At 66.0% G+C, this 22,911-nt stretch carries 23 protein-coding genes; 11 read left to right on the forward strand and 12 right to left on the reverse strand.

Annotated elements, in window-relative coordinates; genetic code table 11:
* Positions 1-90: 90 nt before the first annotated feature.
* From ACIBG5_RS37110 to ACIBG5_RS37130, 5 genes are all read right to left on the reverse strand, one after another.
* Positions 91-903: an ABC transporter permease gene (locus ACIBG5_RS37110; RefSeq protein ID WP_396396399.1), complete on the reverse strand. Its 813-nt coding sequence runs from the start codon at positions 901-903 to the stop codon at positions 91-93.
* Complete coding sequence (locus ACIBG5_RS37115) at positions 903-1,685, reverse strand: ABC transporter permease (protein WP_396396400.1); 783 nt, start codon at positions 1,683-1,685, stop codon at positions 903-905. Before ACIBG5_RS37115 ends, ACIBG5_RS37110 begins: the two co-directional genes overlap by 1 nt.
* 164 nt (positions 1,686-1,849) lie before the next feature.
* On the reverse strand, positions 1,850-2,797 hold the full coding sequence (locus ACIBG5_RS37120; RefSeq protein WP_396396402.1) for an ABC transporter ATP-binding protein: 948 nt from the start codon (positions 2,795-2,797) through the stop codon (positions 1,850-1,852).
* A 90-nt stretch (positions 2,798-2,887) separates the two neighbouring features.
* A complete protein-coding gene (locus ACIBG5_RS37125; RefSeq protein WP_396396404.1) occupies positions 2,888-3,619 on the reverse strand; it encodes an SDR family oxidoreductase in 732 nt (243 codons plus the stop codon).
* Positions 3,607-4,479: a type II CAAX prenyl endopeptidase Rce1 family protein gene (locus ACIBG5_RS37130; RefSeq protein ID WP_396396406.1), complete on the reverse strand. Its 873-nt coding sequence runs from the start codon at positions 4,477-4,479 to the stop codon at positions 3,607-3,609. The genes ACIBG5_RS37125 and ACIBG5_RS37130 overlap by 13 nt, the downstream gene beginning before the upstream one ends.
* Before the next feature lie 271 nt (positions 4,480-4,750).
* Between ACIBG5_RS37130 and ACIBG5_RS37135 the strand changes: the two genes are divergently transcribed.
* The 3 genes from ACIBG5_RS37135 to ACIBG5_RS37145 all read left to right on the forward strand — a co-directional run bounded on the left by ACIBG5_RS37135 (position 4,751) and on the right by ACIBG5_RS37145 (position 7,468).
* The gene (locus ACIBG5_RS37135) at positions 4,751-5,353 is read left to right on the forward strand and encodes a MarR family winged helix-turn-helix transcriptional regulator (protein ID WP_396396408.1); all 603 of its coding nucleotides are present in this window, start codon (positions 4,751-4,753) and stop codon (positions 5,351-5,353) included.
* Complete coding sequence (locus ACIBG5_RS37140) at positions 5,350-6,963, forward strand: MDR family MFS transporter (protein WP_396396409.1); 1,614 nt, start codon at positions 5,350-5,352, stop codon at positions 6,961-6,963. The genes ACIBG5_RS37135 and ACIBG5_RS37140 overlap by 4 nt, the downstream gene beginning before the upstream one ends.
* Before the next feature lie 73 nt (positions 6,964-7,036).
* Positions 7,037-7,468 carry a hemerythrin domain-containing protein gene (locus ACIBG5_RS37145; RefSeq protein WP_396396410.1) on the forward strand — a complete coding sequence of 144 codons (432 nt, stop codon included), beginning with the start codon at positions 7,037-7,039 and terminating at the stop codon, positions 7,466-7,468.
* On the opposite strand, the gene ACIBG5_RS37150 is transcribed toward ACIBG5_RS37145, so the two are convergent.
* The 3 genes from ACIBG5_RS37150 to ACIBG5_RS37160 are packed head-to-tail and all read right to left on the reverse strand — an operon-like array spanning position 7,448 to position 11,279.
* Entirely contained in the window at positions 7,448-8,716 is a 1,269-nt protein-coding gene (locus tag ACIBG5_RS37150; protein ID WP_396396412.1) for an AI-2E family transporter, read from the reverse strand. The two genes, ACIBG5_RS37145 and ACIBG5_RS37150, sit on opposite strands and share 21 nt — an antisense overlap.
* A gap of 34 nt (positions 8,717-8,750) precedes the next feature.
* Positions 8,751-10,124, reverse strand: a complete 1,374-nt coding sequence (locus tag ACIBG5_RS37155) for a glutamate mutase L (protein WP_396396414.1) — start codon at positions 10,122-10,124, stop codon at positions 8,751-8,753.
* A complete protein-coding gene (locus ACIBG5_RS37160; RefSeq protein WP_396396415.1) occupies positions 10,125-11,279 on the reverse strand; it encodes a cystathionine gamma-synthase in 1,155 nt (384 codons plus the stop codon). It lies immediately after the preceding gene.
* A gap of 129 nt (positions 11,280-11,408) precedes the next feature.
* Here ACIBG5_RS37160 and ACIBG5_RS37165 point away from each other — a divergent pair, with 129 nt between their 5' ends.
* Both ACIBG5_RS37165 and ACIBG5_RS37170 read left to right on the forward strand, forming a co-directional pair.
* The gene (locus ACIBG5_RS37165; RefSeq protein ID WP_396396416.1) at positions 11,409-11,840 is read left to right on the forward strand and encodes an SRPBCC domain-containing protein; all 432 of its coding nucleotides are present in this window, start codon (positions 11,409-11,411) and stop codon (positions 11,838-11,840) included.
* 6 nt (positions 11,841-11,846) lie between these two features.
* Positions 11,847-12,182, forward strand: a complete 336-nt coding sequence (locus ACIBG5_RS37170) for an ArsR/SmtB family transcription factor (protein WP_396396417.1) — start codon at positions 11,847-11,849, stop codon at positions 12,180-12,182.
* A 349-nt stretch (positions 12,183-12,531) separates the two neighbouring features.
* Here ACIBG5_RS37170 and ACIBG5_RS37175 read toward each other — a convergent pair whose 3' ends face one another.
* The gene (locus ACIBG5_RS37175) at positions 12,532-13,197 is read right to left on the reverse strand and encodes a YitT family protein (protein WP_396396419.1); all 666 of its coding nucleotides are present in this window, start codon (positions 13,195-13,197) and stop codon (positions 12,532-12,534) included.
* A 62-nt stretch (positions 13,198-13,259) separates the two neighbouring features.
* Here ACIBG5_RS37175 and ACIBG5_RS37180 point away from each other — a divergent pair, with 62 nt between their 5' ends.
* From ACIBG5_RS37180 to ACIBG5_RS37195, 4 genes are all read left to right on the forward strand, one after another.
* Positions 13,260-14,702, forward strand: coding sequence for a PLP-dependent aminotransferase family protein (locus ACIBG5_RS37180; RefSeq protein ID WP_396396420.1), 1,443 nt, complete (start codon positions 13,260-13,262; stop codon positions 14,700-14,702).
* Positions 14,703-14,790: 88 nt separating this feature from the next.
* Positions 14,791-15,453 carry a peptide-methionine (S)-S-oxide reductase MsrA gene (msrA, locus tag ACIBG5_RS37185; RefSeq protein WP_396396421.1) on the forward strand — a complete coding sequence of 221 codons (663 nt, stop codon included), beginning with the start codon at positions 14,791-14,793 and terminating at the stop codon, positions 15,451-15,453.
* Between the two features lie 48 nt (positions 15,454-15,501).
* A complete protein-coding gene (locus ACIBG5_RS37190; protein ID WP_396396422.1) occupies positions 15,502-17,640 on the forward strand; it encodes a P-loop NTPase fold protein in 2,139 nt (712 codons plus the stop codon).
* A gap of 150 nt (positions 17,641-17,790) precedes the next feature.
* A complete protein-coding gene (locus ACIBG5_RS37195) occupies positions 17,791-18,597 on the forward strand; it encodes a restriction endonuclease (RefSeq protein ID WP_396396423.1) in 807 nt (268 codons plus the stop codon).
* 468 nt (positions 18,598-19,065) lie between these two features.
* On the opposite strand, the gene ACIBG5_RS37200 is transcribed toward ACIBG5_RS37195, so the two are convergent.
* Positions 19,066-19,392 carry a hypothetical protein gene (locus tag ACIBG5_RS37200; protein ID WP_396396424.1) on the reverse strand — a complete coding sequence of 109 codons (327 nt, stop codon included), beginning with the start codon at positions 19,390-19,392 and terminating at the stop codon, positions 19,066-19,068.
* Positions 19,393-19,635: 243 nt separating this feature from the next.
* Between ACIBG5_RS37200 and ACIBG5_RS37205 the strand changes: the two genes are divergently transcribed.
* Entirely contained in the window at positions 19,636-20,109 is a 474-nt protein-coding gene (locus tag ACIBG5_RS37205; RefSeq protein WP_396396426.1) for a hypothetical protein, read from the forward strand.
* A complete protein-coding gene (locus ACIBG5_RS37210) occupies positions 20,106-20,516 on the forward strand; it encodes a hypothetical protein (RefSeq protein ID WP_396396428.1) in 411 nt (136 codons plus the stop codon). Before ACIBG5_RS37205 ends, ACIBG5_RS37210 begins: the two co-directional genes overlap by 4 nt.
* A gap of 799 nt (positions 20,517-21,315) precedes the next feature.
* Here ACIBG5_RS37210 and ACIBG5_RS37215 read toward each other — a convergent pair.
* Complete coding sequence (locus tag ACIBG5_RS37215) at positions 21,316-22,134, reverse strand: hypothetical protein (protein ID WP_396396429.1); 819 nt, start codon at positions 22,132-22,134, stop codon at positions 21,316-21,318.
* A gap of 82 nt (positions 22,135-22,216) precedes the next feature.
* On the reverse strand, positions 22,217-22,435 hold the full coding sequence (locus ACIBG5_RS37220; protein WP_396396431.1) for a hypothetical protein: 219 nt from the start codon (positions 22,433-22,435) through the stop codon (positions 22,217-22,219).
* Positions 22,436-22,911: the final 476 nt, after the last annotated feature.

A 22,911-nucleotide genomic window follows, 5' to 3' on the forward strand; every position in this document is an offset into this window, starting at 1 on the left:
CGATCGGATTCCTCACCCGCCGGATCATGCCAATCGGACGCCGATGTAAACCCGGTTGGTTCCACAGAGTTCCCGATCGCGTACGCCGAGCTACTTCAGCAGTAGCTTGCCGAGGCGTTGGGAGGCGATGTACATGCCGATCGTGCCCATGGCGGCGAGGTAGAAGGCGTGGACGAGGAGGAACCAGCCGACTGTGCCGGTGGTGAGAGCACGCTCGATCACGACACCCTGGTAGAGCGGAGTGATCTCGACCAGCCAGCGGATGGCCTCCGGGTACGTCTCGACCGGGTAGAACGTGGCCGAGAACAGGAACATCGGCATCGCCGCGAGCTGGACGAACTCGAAGTCCTGCCAGCTGCGCATGAACGTCGTCAGCGCCATCCCCGCGCCGGCGAACGCGAACGCGATCAGGACCGAGGCGGGCAGCGCGAGCAGCGCCCACCACGACGTGATCAGGCCCATCCCGAGCATCACCGCGATGAACATCGCCGAATAGCAAGCTCCACGCAGCAGCGCCCAGGTCACCTCGCCGGTCGCGATGTCCCACGGTCGCAGCGGCGTCGCCAGCATCGAGTCGTAGAGCTTGGCGTACTTCATCCGGAAGAAGATGTTGTACGTCGAATCGAAGATCGCACCGTTCATCGCCGAACTGGCCAGCATCGCCGGCGCGACGAAGGCGGCGTACCCGATCGTGGTGCCGTCGGACAACGTGAAGTCGCCGACCAGTTGCGCGACGCCGATGCCGATCGAGAGCAGGTAGAACAGCGGCTCGAAGAAGCCGGACAGGAAGACGATCCAGGACCGGCGGTAGAGCAGGAAGTTGCGCTCCACGATGTGCCGGCCGCCGCCGCGGCCGAGGACACGGGCCGGGATCGGGACGACCCGGGCGGTGAGGGTCGTCATCAGCCCACCAGCCTCTTGGTGAAGCCGCGGACGGCGAACCACGTGCCGACCACGAACCAGGCGAGCAGGTAGACGACGTTGAGTAGCGCGAGCGGCGGGTTGATCGTGCCCATCGCCAGATCACGGGACAGGGCCACGCCGTGCCACAGCGGGCTGAGGTACGCGAGCCACTCGATCCAGTTCGGCAACTGCGAGACCGGGAAGAACGCACCGGAGAACAGGAACGCCGGTATCACCCCGAAGCGGAAGATCATCGCGAAGCCGGAGTCGTTCTCCAGCGTCGACGCCACCGCCGCGACCGGCGCCGCGGCAGCCATCCCCACCAGCAACACCACCGGCAGCGCAAGCACACCGAGCGGTGACTCCAGTCCACCGAACACCGCAATCACCGCCAGGAAGACCGCACACGTGCTGCCCACCCGGAAGGCGATGAAGCCGAGCTGACCGCCGACCACGTCCACCGGCCGCAGCGGCGTCGCGATCATCGAGTGGAAGAACTTCTGCCACTTCAATCCACTCATCACCGGGTACGTCGCTTCGCCGACGGCCACCTGCAACGCGGTGGCGGCGAGCAACCCGGGCGCGATGAACTGCAGGTAGCTCACGCCACCGAGCGCTCCCGTCCCGTTCCGGTCGACGAAGGAGCCGAGACCGATCCCCATCGCGGCCAGATAGAGCAATGGCAGCAGGAAGCTGCTGATCAGCGTGCCCTTCCAGGTCCGCTTGTAGACGGTCAGCCAGTAGTCGAACTGGCGACGGCCGTTCTCCAGTGCGAGCGCCATCAGGGCGTGTCTCCTAACTCCGCACCGTAGCGAGCAGGTGCTCGGTGCGGTGCATCGGCGTGCGGGAGCGAAGGTCTCGATGCGGAGCATCGTGGCCTTTGCTCACGTGCGGTGAGGTGTCGTGCCGAGTGCCGCGCAGTAGGCGGGGAGTTAGGAGACACGCCCTAATCCACCAACGTCCGGCCGGTGAGCCGGAGGAACACGTCCTCGAGGGTCGAGCGCCGGACCAGGACCGAGGCCGGCTGCAGACCGCGCTCGTGGACCGCCGAAACCGCGTACTCACCGTCGTCGGTGTAGAGCAGCAGGCGGTCCGGCAGCACCTCGATGCGGTCGGCCAGGTCCTCGACCTTCTCAGCCAGTGCGTCGTGGTCGGACGACATGACCTCAGGCCCGAACCGCAGCTCGGTCACCTCACGCGTCGAGTAGTCCCGGATCAGGTCGGCCGGCGACCCCTCGGCCGCGATCAGGCCGCCGTCCATCACGACCAGCCGGTCGCAGAGCTGCTCGGCCTCGTCCATGTAGTGCGTGGTGATGATCAGCGTCACGCCGGCCTGCTTCAGCCGGAACAACTTGTCCCACAACAGATGCCGGGCCTGTGGGTCCAGCCCGGTCGTCGGCTCGTCGAGCAGCAGGAGGTCGGGGTTGCTCACCAGCGAGCGCGCGATCGTCAGCCGCCGCTTCATCCCGCCGGAGAGCTCGTCGACCTTGACCTCCGCCTTCTCGGTGAGCGAGACGAACTCGAGCAACTCGTCCGCGCGACTACGGCACTCCGCCCGGCTCAGGCCGAAGTACCGGCCGTAGATGGTCAGGTTCTCCCGGACGGACAGCTCGGTGTCGAGGGTGTCGTCCTGCGGGCACACGCCGAGCCGGGCCCGGATCGACGGGCCGTCGGTGGCCGGGTCCATGCCGAGGATCCGCAGCGTGCCGCCGCTGGTCGGGGAGACCGCGCCGATCATCCGCATCGTCGACGACTTGCCCGCGCCGTTCGGCCCGAGGAACCCGAACGCCTCCCCGCGCCACACATCCAGGTCGATGCCCTTGACCGCTTCGAAGTCGCCGTACGACTTCCGCAGTCCGCGGACATGGACCAGGGACTCCCGCTGCTCACTCACGGTCCCGACCCTAGACGGACCGGCCGACAGTTTCCTTGTCGTTTTGGGCGGTTCCATCCATCGACGCTAGAACCTCAACACGACTGGAAGTCAACCGCGGCCGACGTACGGCATGCCGGCGGCCATCACGGTCAGGTGCGGTACGGCGACCGACGTCGGGAGCTGGGCGATCCGGACCACGAAGTCCGCCACGATCTTCGGATCGAACGTCGGCTCGACCGCGATCGACCCGTCCGGCTGCAGCACGCCCTGCCCCATCCGCTCGGTCATCGGGGTCGCGGCGTTCCCGATGTCGATCTGGCAGGCCGTGATCCCGTGCGCCCGGCCTTCCAGCTCGAGGCCCTTCGTCAACCCGGTGACAGCGTGCTTGCTGGCCGTGTACGCGATCCCCTGCGGCCGCGGAACATGCGCCGAGATCGAGCCGTTGTTGATGATCCGTCCACCCTTCGGATCCTGCCGCAGCATCAACGCGAACGCCGCCTGCGCACACAGGAAGGACCCGGTCAGGTTGGTGTCCACCACCCGCCGCCAGTCTTCCTCGGCCAGATCCTGCACCCCGGCCGCCGGCGCGCCGGTCCCCGCGTTGTTCACCAGTACGTCGATCCGCTCGAGCCCACCGAAGAGCGCACGCACCGCCCCGCCATCGGCAACATCCAGCACCGCGGTCCGCACTCGCCCCTCGGCCGACAGGGCAGCGGTCTCGCGCAGCTTCTCCTCGGTCCGCCCAGTGACGGTCACCTCGAACCCAGCCGCCGCGAGCGCCAGCGCCATCTCGCGCCCGAGCCCCGAACCACCACCGGTCACCACTGCTACCTGCGCCATCCTGGCACCCTCCTGTCGCTCGCCGAGTCGGCGTCCAGGATCGCAGGATCCTCAGTACGACGGTGCCGCGGGAGCGCGCGTCGCCAATACCAGCCGACCGCGGCCGCCGTGGCGGTCATCATGAGGAGCTCCACCCACACACCGTTGCCGAGCGGAGGAATCAGCTCCTCGCTGAGGTTCCACGCCGCGTGCACGAGGATCGCCGCCGGTACGCCGCCGCGGAGGCGTTCGGTGACGAACAGCATCACGTAGGTCAGCGGGAACAGCCCCAGGAAGAAGGTCAGCCCCTGCTGGGTGAACAGCCCGTCGTCATGCTGACCGGTGCCGTTCAGGAAGTACAGCGGGACGTGCCAGAGCCCCCACGCCGCGCCCAGGACCGCGGTGGTGGCCAACTGCCCGTAGTACCTACGGAGACGGGGCTGCACATAGCCCCGCCAGCCGAACTCTTCCGCGACCGGTCCGGCCAGGAACGTGTAGGCCAGCGCCCCGAGTGGTCCACCGGCGCCGGCGATCACGTCGGCGGCATGGTCGGGAAACGCTGCGAGGTGTCCGGTCAGCACTGACGCCGCCAGTGGCGGAAGTGCACCGAGCAGTACGGCGGCGAGCGGCCACCTCCACGACCACTTCACCAGCCGCTGCTTCTCGCGTCGCCACAGCCACATCACCAAGGCGGCCAGCGACGGCCCGGACGCCGCCAGGGCGAAGACGAGCATCCCGCCGCCCTTGTCGAGGTTCGCGCCCAGCACGCCCAGGACCGCCCAAGGCAACCAGGTCAGGACGACACAGACCGCTCCGAACTCCAGCAGCCGGCGCCTCGTCGTCGCCATGCTGTCCACCGACCGGCCGTCGATCGCCGTCACGGGTCCCCCAGTAGCTAGCAGGAATGTGTCCCGAGCCAGCCTCGTTGTGGCGAGAGGGGCGGGCCAGGGTGCCAGACCGACCAACCACCGGGGTCCTAGGTCCACCCCTGCGTCACAGAACGCAGCCCTCCGCCGTCACTAGATCGTGTACTGGTTCTCATCTTCCACGAACAGTGATCACCTGAAGACTGTGAGTAAGTGAGTGGCGGCTCACTCAGAAATCTTGGAAACTCATTTGCGTGTATCACGCAAGCATGTATATGCTTGCAGCATGCAAGTAAACGACGCGTACTCTCCGCAGACCCCGATCGAGGGCGTGCTGCACGCGTTTACCAGGATCGGCCGGCGGCTGAAGGCCAAGCAGCCCGGGGACACGATCGACCACAGCGTCCACCTGGTGCTGTTCGTACTGCGGTGCAGCGGAGCGCTGCGCCTGTCCGACCTGGCCAACCGGATGGAGCTGGACGCCTCGACCGCGAGCCGCCACGTGCGGTCGCTGGAGCAGCTGGGCCTGGTCCGCCGCTCCCCCGACCCCGACGACGGCCGCGCCTTCCGGGTCGAGCTGACCGAGAAGGGCATCGAGGAGTGGGACGCCGGCGCCCGACGCCGGATGGAGCTGCTGAGCGCAGCGATGGACGGCTGGTCCGAAGACGACGTCCTGACCTTCGAGCACCTGATGACACGGTTCGCCGACGGCGTCGCGAGCCTTACCGACCCGGCCATCGAGAAGAGCTGGGCAGACAAGGGCTGGGCCGCTGTCGCCCCGCGCCTACGCCCGACACCCGCGGCAGAGCGCCGTACCCAAGACTTCGCGGCCGGCGGCGACCCCGCCGATCGCGAGAACACCGACAAGAAGCTGGGGAGCACCACATGAGCACCACCGAGCCCGCCACCACCGGCGGCGCTGCGCCTGAAACTCCGGGATACCTGTCCCACAAACAGATCCTCGTCGTCCTCGGCGGCCTGATGGCCGGCATGTTCCTGGCGGCGCTCGACCAGAGCATCGTCGGAACCGCGCTGCCGCAGATCGTCAGCGAGTTCAACAGCCTGGACAAGCTGTCCTGGGTGGTCACGGCGTACCTGCTGACCTCGACCGCCTCCACGCCGCTGTGGGGCAAGATCTCCGACCTGTACGGCCGTCGCCCGCTGTTCATCGCGGCGATCGTCACCTTCCTGGCCGGCTCCGTGCTGGCCGCGCTGTCGCAGAACATCGAGATGCTGATCGGCTTCCGGGCCGTCCAGGGTCTTGGCGCCGGTGGCCTGATGTCACTGGCCTTCGCCACCATCGGCGACGTGATCCCGCCGCGCGAGCGCGGTAAGTACATGGGGTACTTCGGTGCCGTCTTCGGCCTGTCGTCCGTGGCCGGCCCGCTGCTCGGCGGTCTGCTCACCGACGGTCCCGGCTGGCGCTGGATCTTCTGGATCAACCTGCCGATCGGACTCGTTGCCCTGGGCATCGTCGGCGCCGTCCTCCGGCTGCCGCACGTGAGGCGTTCGCACAAGATCGACTACCTGGGTGCCGCAGTGGTCACCGGAGCCGTCACCTCGCTGCTGCTGGCCGTCTCCTGGAGCGGCCCGACCAACGGCTGGGGCACCGGCACCACGATCGCCCTGCTGGCCGCGGCCGTCGTACTGGCCGTCACCTTCGTGATCGTCGAACTGCGGGTGGCCGAGCCGATCATCCCGATGGACCTGTTCAAGGGCCGGATCTTCTCCGGATACGCCGGGTACGCGTTCCTGCTCGGGTTCGCGATGTTCGGTGCGCTGATCTTCCTGCCGCTGTACCTGCAGGCGGTCAAGGACATGTCGCCGACCCGCTCCGGCCTGGCGCTGCTGCCGATGATCGTCGGTATCTTCTCCGCGTCGATCCCGAGCGGTCAGCTGATGAGCAAGACCGGGCGCTACAAGGTCTACCCGATCATCTCCTCGGTCCTGGTCGGTGGCGCGATGCTGCTGCTGTCCACGCTGAGCCTGGGCACGCCGTACTGGCACCTGGCGATCTACATGTTCATCATGGGCGCCGGTCTGGGTCTGTCGATGCAGATCACCGTCACCGCCGCGCAGAACAGCGTGGACCGCAAGCACATGGGCAGCGCGACCTCGACGATGACCTTCTTCCGCTCGATGGGTGGCGCGATCGGTACGGCGGTGTACGGCGCGGTGCTGACCAGCCGGCTCAAGGAGCACCTGGGCGACATCGTTCCGAACGCAACCCAGACCGTGGTCGACGGGCTCGCCAAGGCGGCCAACAGCGTTCAGGCGCTGCACGGCCTGAAGGAGCCGATGAAGGGCTGGGCCCTGCACGGTCTGGTCGACTCGATGGGCGACGTGTTCCTGGTCTCGCTGCCGTTCCTGGCGATCGCACTGATCCTCGCGATCATCACCCCGGAGCAGCGGCTGGCCGGCCGCTCCGACGGACCCAAGCCGGAGGGCGAAGGCGAGGAAGACTCGATGGAGGCTTCCGCGGCCGCCGCGATGCACTGACCCTCCGCACCAACCGAACGACCGGCCGTCCTCTCCCGAGGACGGCCGGTCGTCGCACGTTAGGCTTGCGGTGATGTCACGCCTGCAAGGATTCGGAAACCAGCTCGTCGCCTTCCACGATCAACTCCGCGAGCAGATCGACGTACTGCGGGAACAGACCGCACCGGATGGCAGGGATCTACTGGCCCATTGTCTGGCGTTCTGCGGGGCGCTCACCCGTCACCACACCGGTGAGGACAACGGCGCGTTCGTGGTGCTCGCGGAGGAGTACCCGGACCTTCGCCCGGTGCTCGAGGAGCTGGCCCGTGATCACCTGATCATCGCGGAAGCCCTGCAGCGGTTGGAGAAACTCGCCGAGCTCGATCCGGCCGAGCGGAAGCGGGAGCTCGACACCGTGGCCGCCCTGATGGAGACGCACTTCACCTACGAGGAACGCAAACTCGTCACCGCCCTGAACGCCCTCGATGACGACGGGACGGGGCGCTTAGCCCTCCCCTTCCGCTGACTCCGCCGCGGGTTTCTCCCGGAAGAGGTATCTACGGGGCAACGGTCGCGGTGGTTCCGGATCGACGTCGTTGCCGGCCAGGTGGTTGACGATCGCATTCAGTACGGCGGCCGTCGGTACGGCGATCAGCGCGCCGACGATCCCGGCGATGATCACACCCGTGGCGATCGACAAGATGATGGCGAGCGGGTGGACGCTGACCGCGCGGCCGAGCAGGAACGGCTGCAACACATGCGCCTCGAGCTGCTGCACGCCGATCACCACGGCCAGCATGATGATCGCGATGATCGGTCCCTTGGCGACCAGGGCAACCAGTACGGCGACCCCGCCGCTGATCAGCGCGCCGACGACCGGGATGAACGCGCCGACGAACACCAGAATGCCGATCGCGCTCACCAGCGGCAGACCGAGGATCGCCGCGCCCAGTGAGATCCCGATCGCGTCGACCGCCGCGACGATGATGGTGGCCCGGACGAACGCCGTGAGGGAGACCCACGCCTTCCGCCCGGACGAGTCGGCCTTCTCGCGCGCCTGCCGCGGGAACAGCCGGATCAGCCACGCCCAGATCCGATCGCCCTGATAGAGGAAGAAGAACAGGCAGAACAGCGCGATGAACAGGCCGGCCACGACATGCGTCGCCGTCGTACCGACCTCGGCCGCGCGCTGACCGAGAGCACCACCGGACGTGATCTCGTCCTGCAGTCGCTTGAAGGCGGCGGTGATGTCCTTGTCACTCAGCCCGAAGTTGATCCGGCCCAGGTCGCGCAGTTTCTGCACGCCTTCGCCGACCTGGGTGGACAGACTCTCGAACTGGCCCGCGATCTGCGTCCCGACCAGGGTCAGCAGACCGGCGACGAGGATGATGGTCGCCAGGACGGTGATGCCCGCCGCGGGACCGCGGGGAATGCGGAGCCGCTGCAGGCCGTCCGTCACCGGAACCAGCAGAGCCGTCAGCAGTACGCCGACCGTGACCGGGACGACCACCTCGGACAGATAACGCATCCCGTAGGCGATCACCAGCACGGCCGCGACGATCACCAGGAACCGCCAGGCCCAGGCACTGGCGATCTGCATCCCGGGTGTCACCCCGGTGTCCACGCGACCCCGGCTGGACGACGCGGTCAGGCGATCGTCGTCCACCACCGTCGCGCCGGCCTCGTCGAGCACCTCGTTGTCAGCCACCGGACTCTCGCGGTCCCGTCCGACGTCCGGCGCCTCGGTCTCGTCGCCCCGCCCCGACTCGCTCATCCCACCTCCGCAGCTCACGCGCTTGGTACTGAGGTTAGTGCCCGGTGCGGACCGTTCCATGAATGTGCGCCGCGAGCCCTTCGGCTGCGGCTGGGGCGAGGCCGGCGAGCAGGCCGACGCCGGCCAGGACGTAGTCCTTGTCGACGCAGACTTCCGCGCGCTCCGGGACGAGCCAGCCTTCCTCCTGTGCGTTCACCCCGACGGAGCCCAGGATCCGCGCGGCGACGTCCGGCCCGTTGTGCCGCAGCACTCCTCCGGACCCGACCAGCAGGTCCACCTCGCGCAGGTCCTTGCCCGACCGCTCGATCACCCGACCGCCCGGCCCGAACACGATCCGCTGGCGACCCGCGTGCCGCCGCAACGCCACCGTCGCCGCGACCCTCGCGAGCAACTCGTCGTACGACGCCTCTTGCTCGCTGTCAGGAAGGTACGACGGATCGGCGTGCCGGCGAGCGGCCGCCGTACTGAGCAGGTCGCCGTCCGGGATGAGACCGGACTCGATGCCGGCGGCGACTACCGGGACCGCGCTCCAGCGCATGCCGAGGTCGCCCTCGACCGTGCGCGTCACAGGATGCGGCGCGACCACCTCGCGGCCGAGGTTCGCGTCCTCCGGGTCGAGCTCGATCACCGAGTGCACGTCCGTGGTCGCACCACCGATGTCCACGACCGCGACATCACCATGCAGCCCGGCCAGCACCTCGACTCCGCGCAGTACGACGTCCGGCGTGGCGGCGCGGACCATCCGCGCGAACGCCGGGTCCCGGGACAGGTTCTTCCCGCCGATCACATGGGCGAGGAACATCTCCCGGATCGCGGCCCGCGCACTGTCCGGCGCGAACACCCCGATCTCGGGTACGACGTTGTCCGCCAGGACATGCGGTACGCCGGCCGCCGCAAGGGTCTCGCCGATCCCGGCCTGCGCATCAAGGTTGCCTGCGACAACGACCGGTCGACGCCACTTGTACCTGGCCAGCACCTCGGCAGCGTTGCGCAGTACTGCCGAATTGCCACCGTCCGTGCCGCCGAGCAGCAGGACCACGTCCGGGCGGTCCTTGCGCAGCTCCTTCAGGGAAGTTGCCGTGAGCCCGCCGTTGACCACGGCAACCACTCGGCCACCGCTGGACAACGCGACCCGCCGGCCGGCTTCCGCGGTGACGAGCTCTTCGTTGCCGACGACACCGATCCGGAGACCGCCGCCCGCACTCGAACAGGCCAGCACCTCGGCGCGCTCGACGCCGCGATCGGCTTCCAGCAAGGCGTTGCGGCAGGCGTGCCAGCCGTCCATCACGTCCGTGTCGATCGTGGTCCGGTGTTCGGCTCGGGCGACCAGGTCGCCCGAGCCGGAGTCCACCGCGATCGCCTTCGTGAACGTCGACCCGAAGTCGACGGCCACCAACAGGCCCGCCAACTACGCCATCGCGCGGTCGAGGTCCACCAGCAGGTCGTCGATCGTCTCGATCCCGACGCTGAGCCGGATCAGGTCGGCCGGCACCTCGAGCGGCGTACCGGCGACCGAGGCGTGGGTCATCTTGCCGGGGTGCTCGATCAGCGACTCGACACCGCCGAGCGACTCGCCCAGGGTGAAGACCTCGGCCTTGTTGCAGATGTCCAGCGCGTGCTGCTCTCCTCCGGTGACCCGGAAGGACACGATGCCGCCGTACCGCTTCATCTGCTTGGCGGCGGTCTCGTGGCCGGGGTGACCGTCGAGGCCCGGGTACAGCACCTGGCTGACGGCCTTGTGCCGCTGCAGGAACTCGACGACCTTCTCGGCGTTGTCGCTGTGCCGGTCCATCCGGACGCCGAGGGTCTTGATGCCACGCAGCACCAGCCAGGAGTCGAACGGGCCGGCGACCGCGCCGATCGCGTTCTGGTGGAAGGCGATCTTGTCGGCCAGCCCGGCGTCGCGGACGATCAGCCCACCGCCGACAACGTCGGAGTGACCGCCCATGTACTTCGTGGTCGAGTGCACGACGACGTCCGCGCCGAGCTCCAGCGGCTGCTGCAGGTACGGCGTGGCAAAGGTGTTGTCGACCACCAGCAGGGCACCGGCGTCGTGCGCGATCTGGGCGACGATGGCGATGTCGGCGACGTTCAGCAGCGGGTTCGTCGGCGTCTCGAGCCAGACGATCTTGGTCTTGCCCGGGCGGATCGCGGCCCGGATCGCCTCCGGGTGGGCGACCGCGACCGGCGTCATCTCGACACCCCAGTTGCCCAGCACCTTGGAGAACAGCCGGAACGTGCCGCCGTACGCGTCGTCGGGGAACACCATGTGGTCGCCCGGGACGCAGAGCGAGCGGATCAGCGTGTCCTCCGCGGCCAGGCCGCTGGCGAACGCGAAGCCGCGGTTGCCCGCCTCGATCGCGGCCAGACACTCCTCCAGCGCGGTCCGGGTCGGGTTCGCCGACCGGGAGTACTCGTAGCCGTTGCGCAGCCCGCCGACGCCGTCCTGCTTGTAGGTGCTGGTCGCGTAGATCGGCGGCACCACCGAACCGGTGGTGGGGTCGGGCTCGTTCCCGGCGTGGATGGCGAGCGTCTCGAAGCCGTAGTGGTGGTCCGTGTTCACCGGACCAGCGTACGGCCTGGTCTGCTCCGTCCCGCACCGGCCGTCCGGCACTGAGACTCTTGACGCAACCGACGGGTTGCCATATGTTGGATTGCAACCAGATAGTTGCTATTCACCAGGAGGATTGTGATGGGATTTCCTGACCAGATCGCGCGGACCGTCGAGCTCGCCCACCCGCCGGCGAAGGTGTGGGCGGCGCTGACCACGGCCGAGGGTCTCGGCACCTGGTTCGGTCACCAGGCGAAGATCGACCTGCGGCCGGGCGGATCCGCGGAGATGACGTGGACCAGCGGCGACCGGGCCGAGATGCGGATCGAGCGGGTCGACGAGCCGACCACGTTCGGCTTCACCTGGCACATCTACGGCCTGCCGGCCGAGGACGAACGCCGGACGTACGTCGAGTTCACCCTGGAGCCGGTCGACGCCGGCACCCGGCTGACCGTCATCGAGTCGGGCTTCGCGCAACTGCCGGACGGCGAGTACACCAAGGCGTTCGGCGCCAACACCGAAGGCTGGGCGTCCGAACTCGGCGAACTCGTCGACTACCTCGACGCCGCCTGACCTGCCATGCCCGCCACAGACCAGGTCGAGGCGGTGGCGGAGCAGGTGTTCGTGGCCTTGGCGGATCCGCGGCGGCGTGGCGTACTCGCCGTACTCGCGGCGAACGGGCCTTCGACCGCGACGGACCTGGCGGATCGCCTGCCGATCACCCGGCAGGCGATCGCCAAGCACCTCGCACTCCTGGCCGAGGCGGGCCTCGTCACCGCCGAGCACGGCGAACGCCGCCGTGTCCGCTACGGCCTCCGGCCCGCCCCGATGCAGCTCGCCCAGCAGTTCCTCGCCGCCCTCACGCGCGACTGGGACCACCGCCTCAACGCCCTCAAAACCCACCTGGAACGCTAAGCCCCAGCCTGCGCTCCCACTCCGCTCTGCCCCGCTCCGCCCCGCTCTGCCCCGCTCCGCATCCGCCCAGCGCCAGCCGCAGCCGCCGAGCTGCCCCGCCCGCACCCCGGCCGCACTGCCCTCTGCTGAGTCCGCCCATGAGAAGGCGGGTTGGCCAACCGCACGCAGTGGGCCAACCCACCGTTTGGTGGGCTAACCCAGCGGACGGCAGCCTGCGCTGCGGGAGCGGCGAGCGCGAAGCCGCGGGCCAGGAGCCGCGAACGCGGACGCGGAGCCGCGAACGCGGACGCGGAGCCGCGAACGCGAAGGGGTGGGCGCGAAGGGGTGGGCGCGAAGCGGCGGAGGGGTGCTAGGGCAGGTCGGGCTTGAGACGCACTGTGAAGATCGGTAGGAGGACGTGGACGAGTGGGCCGATCGACAGGGCGTAGACGACGGTGCCGACGCCGATCACGCCGCCGAGCAGGAAGCCGATGACGAGCACGGTCAGCTCGATCGCGGTCCGGACGAGGCGGACGCTGAGGCCGGTACGACGGACCAGGCCGGTCATCAGGCCGTCGCGGGGACCGGGGCCGAACTGCGCGCCGATGTAGAGCGCGCCGGCCAGCGCGTTCACCACGACGCCCGCGAGCATGAACACGATCCGGAGCCAGAGCGCGTCCGGCCGGTCGACCGTCGCCAGGGTCAGGTCCGTCACCAGGCCGATCACGATCGCGTTGCTGATCGTGCCGAGCCCGGGCCACTGCCGCAGCGGGATCCAGGCCAGCAGTACGACGAAGCTCATCGCGATCACCACGGTGCCGAAGCTCAGCGGCAGGTGCTTGGTGATGCCGGAGTGGAACACGTCCCACGGGTCCAGGCCGAGATTGCCCTTGATCATCAGGCCCATCGAGGCGCCGTACAGGGTGAGGCCGACGTACAACTGGACCAGGCGCCGGGGCAGGTGGCCTGCCTTCAGCTGCTGGATCGGGTTCAGGGGCGCCAGTTGGCGCGGCGGTGCGGGGGAAGTGACGGTCACTTCTCCAGTTTGCAGAGCAACTGGCCTGGTGATCGATAGCCAATTGCGCAATAGTGGACTGCATGCAGCGGCAATATCTCCCCGCCAGTACGCTCGCCGGCCTGCTCGGGTCCTGGGCCGACGACTCCGGCCCGGCGTACCGGGTGCTGGCCGACCGGCTCCGATTGCTGATCGCGGACGGCCGGATCATCCCTGGCTCGCGGCTCCCGAGCGAGCGCGAGTTGACCGAAGCCCTCGGGGTCAGCCGGACGACGGTCGCCTCGGCGTACCGCGAGTTGCGCGACAGCGGCTATCTGATGAGCCGCCGCGGGTCGGGCAGTGTCACCGCCCTCCCGTCCAAGGTCGCCCCTGAACTCGGGCGGCACCACGCGCCTGGGATCGACACGGACGGGCTCTACGACTTCACCTGCGCGGCGCCGTCCGCCGTACCGGGGATCAGTACGGCGGTGGCGGAGGCTGCCGGGGACCTGCCGGTGCACCTGGCGACGCCCGGGTACCACCCGCAGGGCCTGCCGGTGCTGCGCTCGGAGATCGCGGCGGCCTATGCGGAGCGCGGGCTGCCGACGACGCCGGACCAGATCATCGTGACCGCCGGTGCGCTGGCGGCGACGTCGATCGCGATCCGCGCGATCACGCAGTTCGGCGACCGGGTGCTGACCGAGAGTCCGACGCACCCGAACTCCGTCGACGCGATCCGGCGCAGCGGCTGCAGGGTGGTGGCGGTGCCGATGAGCCCCGGCGGCTGGGACCTTCCCTTGCTGGAGGCAACGATCAGGCAGACGGCGCCGCGAGCCGCCTGGATGGTCGTGGACTTCCAGAACCCGACCGGCTGGTTGATGCCGGCCGCCGACCGGCAGCGGCTGGCGATCGCGTTCGCCCGCAGCCGGACGACGGCGATCGTGGACGAGACGCTGTTCGAGCTGTCGCTGGACGGCCAGGAGCTGCCGCCGCCGTTCGCGTCGTACGACCCCGACGGCGTGATCACCGTGGGGTCGGTGAGCAAGTCGTTCTGGGGTGGGCTGCGGATCGGGTGGATGCGGGTGCCGGAGGCGCTGGTCGCGCGGATCCTGGACGCGCGGGCGTCGATGGATCTGGGGGCGCCGGTGCTCGAGCAGTTGGTCGTCGCCGGGTTGCTGCGGCAGCGGTCGACGATTCTGCCGGAGCGGCGGTCGGAGCTCGCGCGACGGCGGGATGCGTTGGCGTCGGCGGTGGCTTCCGAGTTGCCGTCGTGGCGGTTCCGGGTGCCGGGTGGTGGGTTGTCGCTGTGGTGTGAGTTGCCCGAGCCCGTTGGGTCGAGTCTGGTCGGGGTTGCGCAGCGGAACGGCGTACTGCTGGTGTCCGGTTCGCGGTTCTCGCCGGATGGTGGGTTCGAGTCGTTCATCCGGTTGCCGTTCACGCTCGACCCGGATGCGCTGCGTGACGGGGTCGGTCAGTTGGCCGCGTCGTACGCGTCGCTGACCACGGGCGGGGCGCCGGCCCGGCGTTCGGCGGCCATGATCGCTTGACGTCATCTCGCCGTAAGGGGTGTGGGGAAGGTTCGCCTTACCCCTGGCGTTGAAGGATCATGACAGTACTTCTGCGAGAGGCGTGAGAATGTCGTTCTTCAAGCGCAACACAGCCCTGGTCGAGCCCGAGGCCGCACTGCCCGGCCGGCCGGAGCCCGGATTCGCCGTACCGGCGGACAACATCGTGCTCGGTACGCCGCAGACCGCTGCTGCCCCTGAGGGGTTCGAGGAGGTCTGGTTCGGCACCGGGTGTTTCTGGGGCACCGAGGAGATCTTCTGGCAGCAGCCCGGGGTCTACACCACGGCCGTCGGCTACGCGGGTGGTTACACCCCGAACCCGACGTACGAGGAGGTCTGCACGGGCCGCACCGGCCACACCGAGGCCGTCCGAGTCGTCTACGACCCCACCAAGACCACCTTCACCGACCTGCTGAAGGTCTTCTGGGAGACCCACGACCCGACACAGGGCATGCGCCAGGGCAACGACCTCGGCTCCCAGTACCGTTCCGCGGTCTACTACACCACCGACGCCCAGCGTGCCGAGGCCGAGCGCACCCGCGACCTCTACGCCCCAGTCATCAAGCCCCTCGGCTACGGCGACATCACCACCGAGATCGCCCCCGCCACCACCTTCTACTACGCCGAGGGCTACCACCAGCAGTACCTTTCTAGCTATAAAAACCCCAACGGGTACCGCTGCCACAGCAACACCGGAATGGCCTTCCCGCCCGACCCGGGTGGCAACGGCTAGGGAGCGGCGGCCACACCCGACAACATCTATACGAGGAGCAGGCGTCGGGTGAGTCAGGAGAATTTGTTCAGCGACGACCCGGTCGAGCATGTCGAGGAAGACCAGCTCGACCGGGTCAGCTACGTCGAGCACGTCGCAGCCGTGATGTCCAGGGTCCGACAGCAGGGCACGGCCTCGACTGTCGTCGCCATCATCGGCTCCTGGGGTTCGGGCAAGTCCTCAATTCTGTCCTTGGTGCAGGCCAAGCTACCCGACAGCTGGTTGATGGCTCGGTTCGACCCTTGGGGATATACCGACGTTACAGCGATGATGTTCGGCTTCTTCGGCGAGCTATCCTCGGTTCTCCCGGACGACAGCAAGGGTAAAGAGGTCCGAGAAAAGGTCGGCAAGGTCGTTCAGTTGGCCAGCCCACTTGGAAAGCTAACGGGCCTGGCCGGCTTCGATTCATCATCGATGATTGACAAGCTTGGGCAGTTAATCGCCGGCGGTAGCAGCATCTCGGCTGCACTCAAATCCGCAGAAGAATCCCTGAAAAAGCTAGATAGCCCGGTGCTGATGGTGATCGATGATCTCGATTGCTTGGAGCCCGAGGAGCTTCTGATGGTTTTCAGGCTAATCCGCTCCCTAGGGCGGATGCCGAACCTGTATTACTTGTTGAGCTACGATGAACGCACACTTCTCGACGTCCTCATGCGAACCGAACTAGCTTTCAACGACCAGCGGCGCGCGCAGGAATATCTGGAAAAGATGGTGCAGGTTCGACTCGACCTACCGCCACTGCGAGAAAAGCAAGCAAGTGTCCTTTTCGAGCAGATGCTTGACAAAGTGATAGAGCAAACGACGACGCGAATTGAAGACGGCGATCGTCTAAGAATCCTGAAGGTGTACGAGACTACGCTTCGCCACAGGCTCCAGACGCCGCGAGCAATCCGACGATTCCTCGCACAGGTGGATGCATTTTGGTCGACAGTAAACGGGGAAATTGATTTTTGTGACTTCCTGATTCTAACCTGGCTGAGGACGTTCGAGCCTAGCACCTACAGAGCGGTCCAAGAACACAGGGCCGCACTAACGGGTGGCGATGTTTATGAACGCCTGTTCCAGAGGGACCACAAGGGAACGAAACAATACTGGATCGAATTACTCGATTCAGCTGGCATACCCGCGAAGGATCGCGAGAAGGTCCTGGAGCTGCTTGCTGATCTGTTTATTCCGATTAGGTCTGCGATGCGCAACTCAGACTACAATCCCGCCTTTTATGACGAGATTGCCGCTCGCCAAGGTGTCGGCCATGAAGACTATTTCGACCGATATTTCGCATTCACGGTCACGAGTGATGACATCCCCGATGCGATGGTCCAGATCGCACTTTCTGCCGACCCGGTAGACGCCGACGAGACTGCCACCATCGCGCTCTCCAGGCTGCGTCAGCGAATGCTCGATGACTCATTCCGAGCAGGTAGAAAGGTAACCGCAGCGGTTGAGGACAACCCGGCGCTGGCGAGACCCGCGGTCCGGCTGATTTGCTGGGCAGCTCGCGAACTTCAGCTCAGCGAGGCCGGCGTCGCGGACCCGTGGCCAATTAGTGCTCTGGCCAGCGCCACGCTCGCCAGAGTCCCTAACCGCCAACTCGGCCCGTTGCTGGAAGAATTAACTGAGGACATCAATGGGCTTGACTTCTTGGGCAGCCTCGCCGCTCGCCTCACAGGAATGCGAAAGCGAGCCGGACGCGATGACGCCGCCGAGCTGGAGTGGTCCGCAGCATTGGATCCCATATTGAGACCGCGTCTGGAAAGCAGAGTTCGCGACGAGGTTGAACCCAGTGGGAGGATTGGCGACCAGGTCGCGAATCTCATCTGGAGCTGGAGATTCATCGACGTGAGCTCATGTCAATCGTTCTGCCGAGAGCTAGTCGATCGCACTGACTTGGTGACCGTACTGTCGCAACTGATGCCTCGTAACCACGGTCAGGATGGCGAAACTCTCTGGGTCAGCCCGTTGCGCCGTGCGTCACTCGTGGCGCTATTTGGTCTGGACTACCTCGGCGACCTGGAGAGTTACGGCGACGCCCCGGATATTCCAGACTGGGACGACGCGCGCCTACCGGATAGTCCTGAAAACCGCACGAATCGCGCCCGAGCCTCGCTGAAGGCAGCCCATCAAGAGAGTCCGGACGACGAGGCCTAACAACCGTCTCATTAAGCGCGCCGCTGCGCTTTCTCGTGGAGACCTGCGCTCACTGCCTCCACAGGAGCTCCGGCATGACAGCTAGTCACGAGTGACTCGAGTAGGCGAATTCGTCATCCGCGCATGCACTAGGCGAGCGCCCTGAGGAAGTTGGAGAACTCCTCTCTAATGACACCGAAGTGGAAAGTCTATCAGCACGACGTTTCAAAGCTTCTTGCTAGTCTGGGGTTCACGACGGCGGTCGAGGAGACGCTGGAGGGAGCGCGGGGAAAGCACGAAATAGACGTTACGGCGCGGACGATGGTCGCGGGTATCAACCAGCTCTGGGTCATCGAATGCAAACGGAGGAAGGAGCCTGTCAAGAAGGAGCATGTTCTCACATTTCTCGGGATTGTGTCCGACGTGGGAGCAGACCGCGGTCTGATGTTCTCCGAGAGTGGGTTTCAGGCCGGCGCTATTCGATCGACAAGCAGCACGAACATGACGCTGACGAGCATTGAGGATTTTCGACGAAACACCGCAGTCGAGATGGATAATCTGCGAATCCGCGAATTCGAGCATCGATTAGAGGAGCTGGCTGAGAAGTACGCCGCCCTCTGGGACCTGGGCGAGACGGAACGCGAAGTCGTTTTCGCCCGATATTCTGGTCCTCCCGATATGCGCGGCCGGAATGCACCAATCACAGTGCAAGCTAGGCTCTCCCAGATGAACGAGGCGCTCGTCAATGCCCGTTATAACCGCTGGCCAGCTTGGTACCACCCCCTGGATGAAGACGATGCGGTGATACGCCTGCTGGCCCTGGACGGCCTACTCCTCATCATTGATCACACTATTACCACTTGCGAGCGAATTTACGAGCAGATGATCAACACGGAGCTGCCGGTGACCGACTGGCGCGATCTCCAACCGCCGGAACTTGTCGAACTACTCAACGCCATCCGGCAACGCGGCACCTAGCGGCGGCTGCGCTCAGCACAGCAACTCTGGAAGAGCCTTCACTGCTAGATCGCCCGCAAGGAGTCACCACCGATAAGGAACACCCTGAATGCGAGCTTCGCAACGTGTCAGGCCTTGTTCACTCCCGACGACTTCTCGCCTACGGCGTGATAGAGGAAGCCCAGGCGCTCGGCCGCGGCCAGGGCATCCTCGGGCCCGCTGGTGTCGAGCATGTCCAGGGCGCGCAGTATGTCACGCAGCCTGGCGAGAACCGCCGCTCGGATCGGCGCCGCTAGCTTCTGGTCGCTTCGACTCGCGTCAAGAGCTTCGATGACGCGCGCGCAGATCCACCCGCACCTCGTCCGGGACCTTGGCCCTCACGCTTCCGCTGCCTCGGAGCACCGTGGACAGGGACCTTCAACGTGGTCAGATGCGCGGCCGGCACTTCAAGGTTTTCGCCCTGCCTCATCTGAGTGTTGGCGTCTCTGGTCACTGCCTCCACACGAGTTCCAGCAGGTCCGGGTTGAACGCGGCTCGGCCTCGCCCGCCCGGCCCAACCGGGTGGATGATCACGGCGTGCAGGGCTTCCTTGACCAGGGCGCGCTTCTGTGACAGGTCCAGCTCGTTGGTGTACCAGCGGCGTCGGACGTCTGACAGGTCAGCTTGCGAGCGCATGACCGCGGCAGCATGTTTGGCTTCGTCGTTGCGAAGCTCGCGGCGCTGTTGTTCGAGTTTCTGAAGCGTCGGATAGAAGAAGTCGTCCGAGACGGCGCCGGCCAACCACTGGTCGCGGAGCGACCGGACCTTTGAATTCACCGCCGTGAGTTCGTCGGCCCGCGGCCACGGTTTGCGCTCATCGACTGCAGTGCCCAGCCCGCTCTATCGCTGGGACGGGTATCGCCACCACCAGCAGTGCCCGTCGCCCGCGAAGGACCCCGAGCGGCTACAGGTTCCACAGCAACACTGGTGTCCCTAGATAGCCGCGCGAACGGCCAGCGAGATGCCCGGACGAGCCCCAGCGTGCTGGCGCACGGCGGATTGGTCGTGCAGTATTCGCGAGTGACGTTGACCCTCTGCTTGAGGCATGTGCCCATTCCGGTAGACCCAACCAACGACTGGGTTGACTTCCTAGGCGCCTTCTCTGGAGTGATCGGCGCGCTGCTCGCGGCTGCGGCAATCTGGTACGCGTTCCGTCAGTCGGCGGCAGCAAAGCGCGACCTGATCAGAGAACGTCGACTCGAGTTCGAGCTCGGATTGTTGGCCCAACTCCGCCATCAGATGAGCATCACGCGATTCGGGCACATCTCTGGTTACGTCGGCGCGCTCGTCCGTGACTCGGCCAACGAGACTGACCTACCGCTCATTCGCGCAGTGGTCGGGATCAAGGCTGGCCCAAAAGGAGCAGCCATCAAGGCGGACATCGTCGGAGACGAACCGGCGATCGCTAGCGAGGTGCAGGAGCGGTTGCTGGCCCGGGGCTACAAAGAGGTTGACGAAGCCATACAGCGCAGACTGGACGGAGACAAAGCGTGACTACCGATCTAGATCCGACTTACATCGCAGACAATCGGCGGTTTGCAGAGCGCATGCTGATTCTGCTTCAGAGCAGGAGGCTCTTGCGAGACCGCTTCTCAGACGAGGACCAGGAGTACTGCCGGAGGTCGGCCGATGACTTACGCAAGGCACTTCAAGCGGAGATGCTCGCCATCGAGGACGGCGGCTACCTCCTAACCGTACTCACGGATCTGCAAAGATGCTGTACGACATTCGTCAGCGCTGCGGGCAGCAAGGCCAAGAACTTCCGCCACGATCACGAGTTGTTCGCGTTCCACCTAGGCATGCTGCGCGAGGTTTTCGCGCAGTGGGTACGACACGTCGTCGATGGCTTCGCACTTTCAGTTACGCCAGAGATTCAAGAGATCATGGACTTCAAACAGTAGCCGTCTTGGCCGGTGGTCCAGCCGCGAGATGTCACGTGCCGCTGAGGGCTTTCGCCAATCGCTCAGCCCCGGTAGGTGCGTCGCCTGCGCGACCTACGTGTTTCGCTGACATCGCGACTCGCAGCGTCTAGTGTCGCGATGTGACGATTGCGGCAGGCGACTTCTACCTTTTGGAGAACGACGTTTTCCATGGACCACGGGACGTTCTAGACGTGGAGCGACTCAGACGCCTCATCGAGGCTCCAGATCCTCAGTACAGCGACCTCGATGTAGCCCTCGCCCTGATGGATCTGGTCCGCGACGACCTTCAGTTGTCAGGAACAGGCGGCGGCGAGCGGATCTCTGACGTCGACATGCGGCGAGCTGTGCGAGCGTTAGAACGGACATCAGCTAGGACCGCCCACGAGTTTCGACTGCCATTTCGTGACCACGCCGGCTGGCGTTCGTACTGGATCAGAAAGGGCGCGTCTGGAGGTGGCGGCTGGCAAGCACGAAGAGACCTTCTGAGTGATCTCTTTGACGAGCCGTACGCACAGCTGATGGCAGCCCAGGATCAAGCGCTCGAATCCACGCTTGCGTCCGCAGTTTCGCCACATGACCGTTTGGGCTGGCCCGAGATTGACACTGAGATAGGCGAGCTGCGGCGACACTTCCGGACCCGCATCACGGCAGCCGCAGATCCGCTATTGCCGCCACACGAGTTCCGGCAGATCCGGGTTGGAGGCGAACCTGCCGCGACCGCTCGGCCCAACTGGCTGGATGATCACGACGTGCAGGGCATCTTTGACCGTTGCGCTGACTATTCGCCTTCCGCGAACGGCACCGGCGAAAGCACCCGCCATCCGTGCTCCTCGCATACCCAAAGCAACCCGTCCGACTTATCCACATCGGGAATCAGCCAGAGATGCGTGACCGGCTCCGTGGGTGTCACCGTGGGGACGCGGTACGCCGCAGCACCCCTCTCTCGACGTGCGGTCAACGCCAGGGATATGCCCATCCCGGCCTCCGAGAAGCTGTCGAGCACCACGACAAGATGTTTTTGGTGAGCGCTGGTCGCGTTCGCTAGCTTCTTGATCTTGTTAGCGCCCTGCGGGCTGGCCAGGAACGAGGCGAGCCAGTTGTCAACGTCCTCCTGAGTCCAACCACGACCGCCGTAGGTGCCTGCTCGGACGTAGACCAGCCCTTCGCTACCCGGACTCGCGGCCACTCCGTGTATTGACTCGATGCCCAGCACCGCAAGCCGTTTCACCCACGGATCGCGGTAGTCACCGAAATGAGCGGCTGAGGTTCTCTCCTCTGCTTCAAGGTCACCTATCAATGGCTCAAGCGCCTGCGTGCTCAAGGTTCGGACTTCCGCAGACGGCAAGAGGGTGACGAGCCAAAGGCGCTGGGAGCAGCCCACTCGAAACCTGCCCAGGTTCTTCTTCTCGATCGACGCTGACAGGTTCCGTCGATCACCGTCCACGACTGATGTCACCTCGATGGCGGCGACGCTGCCATCCGACAACGTGGCGTTGAAATCGTGCTGCCCCGGTGGTCCTCCCGCGCGGTCAGCAAATGTCATCTCGCCAAGCGCCGGCTCAAGTTGCCGCTTCGCCCAGCGCTCATACTCATCCAACGACCGCTCGTCCTCCCCGACTACCTCACCGCGATGATCCGCGCCCTGTATGTTCCAGCCCTAACGAGCCAACTCACGATGGCTAGAACATCCGGGATTGCACGCAGGCGCTGCCCCCTACCCGACCCCCGGCCGTCACGCCGATCAACATGGTGATCTCCACCATCAGCGAACAGGTCACAGACACCACCCCTCCCAGCTCCATAGCTCCCAGCACCAGGCTCACGATTGCCACCGCGGACAGCACTAGATACCGAATCTGATTGAGGCGTGCACGGCCGGAGAGCACCAGCTTCCGCATCGGGAATCGAGTAGGAGGCAGCGTCTACCGCTCCCACAGGCTACCGCCTTGAGCTTCTATCGCCTCGGTGGTATTGCTACCACCAGGGCATGCATCGGGCGAAATGCGCCGGGATCTACTGACAGACCCGCGTTGTCGCGTCGCGCAGACCAGCCACGATTACAACGATCCAGCGTCTGAGATTGAGCGCATCAGACGTATCCTGCGCGCGAAGTAGGCGACCTGGGCTGCCTCTGTGAGTCGTCCCTGTCAAGCTCAGCGCGGCTGCCTGGAAGCTGTCGTGCGCATCTTTCGAAGCATGGGCAACCCGGTGTCGAACCTTTCCGACAGTATCAAGCCATGGTCCTTGGGCAGTCAGCTCAGCCTCAAGGGGGCTGGCAACTAGGTGCCTCGCAACACGCCTGGCTGACCTCACTGGATCATGCCACAGTAGGTACCTTTGACCTCCGTATAACGCTTGTCGCGCCGAATTCTGG

The sequence above is a fragment of the Kribbella sp. NPDC050241 genome, assembly GCF_044459685.1.
Taxonomy (GTDB): Bacteria; Actinomycetota; Actinomycetes; order Propionibacteriales; family Kribbellaceae; genus Kribbella.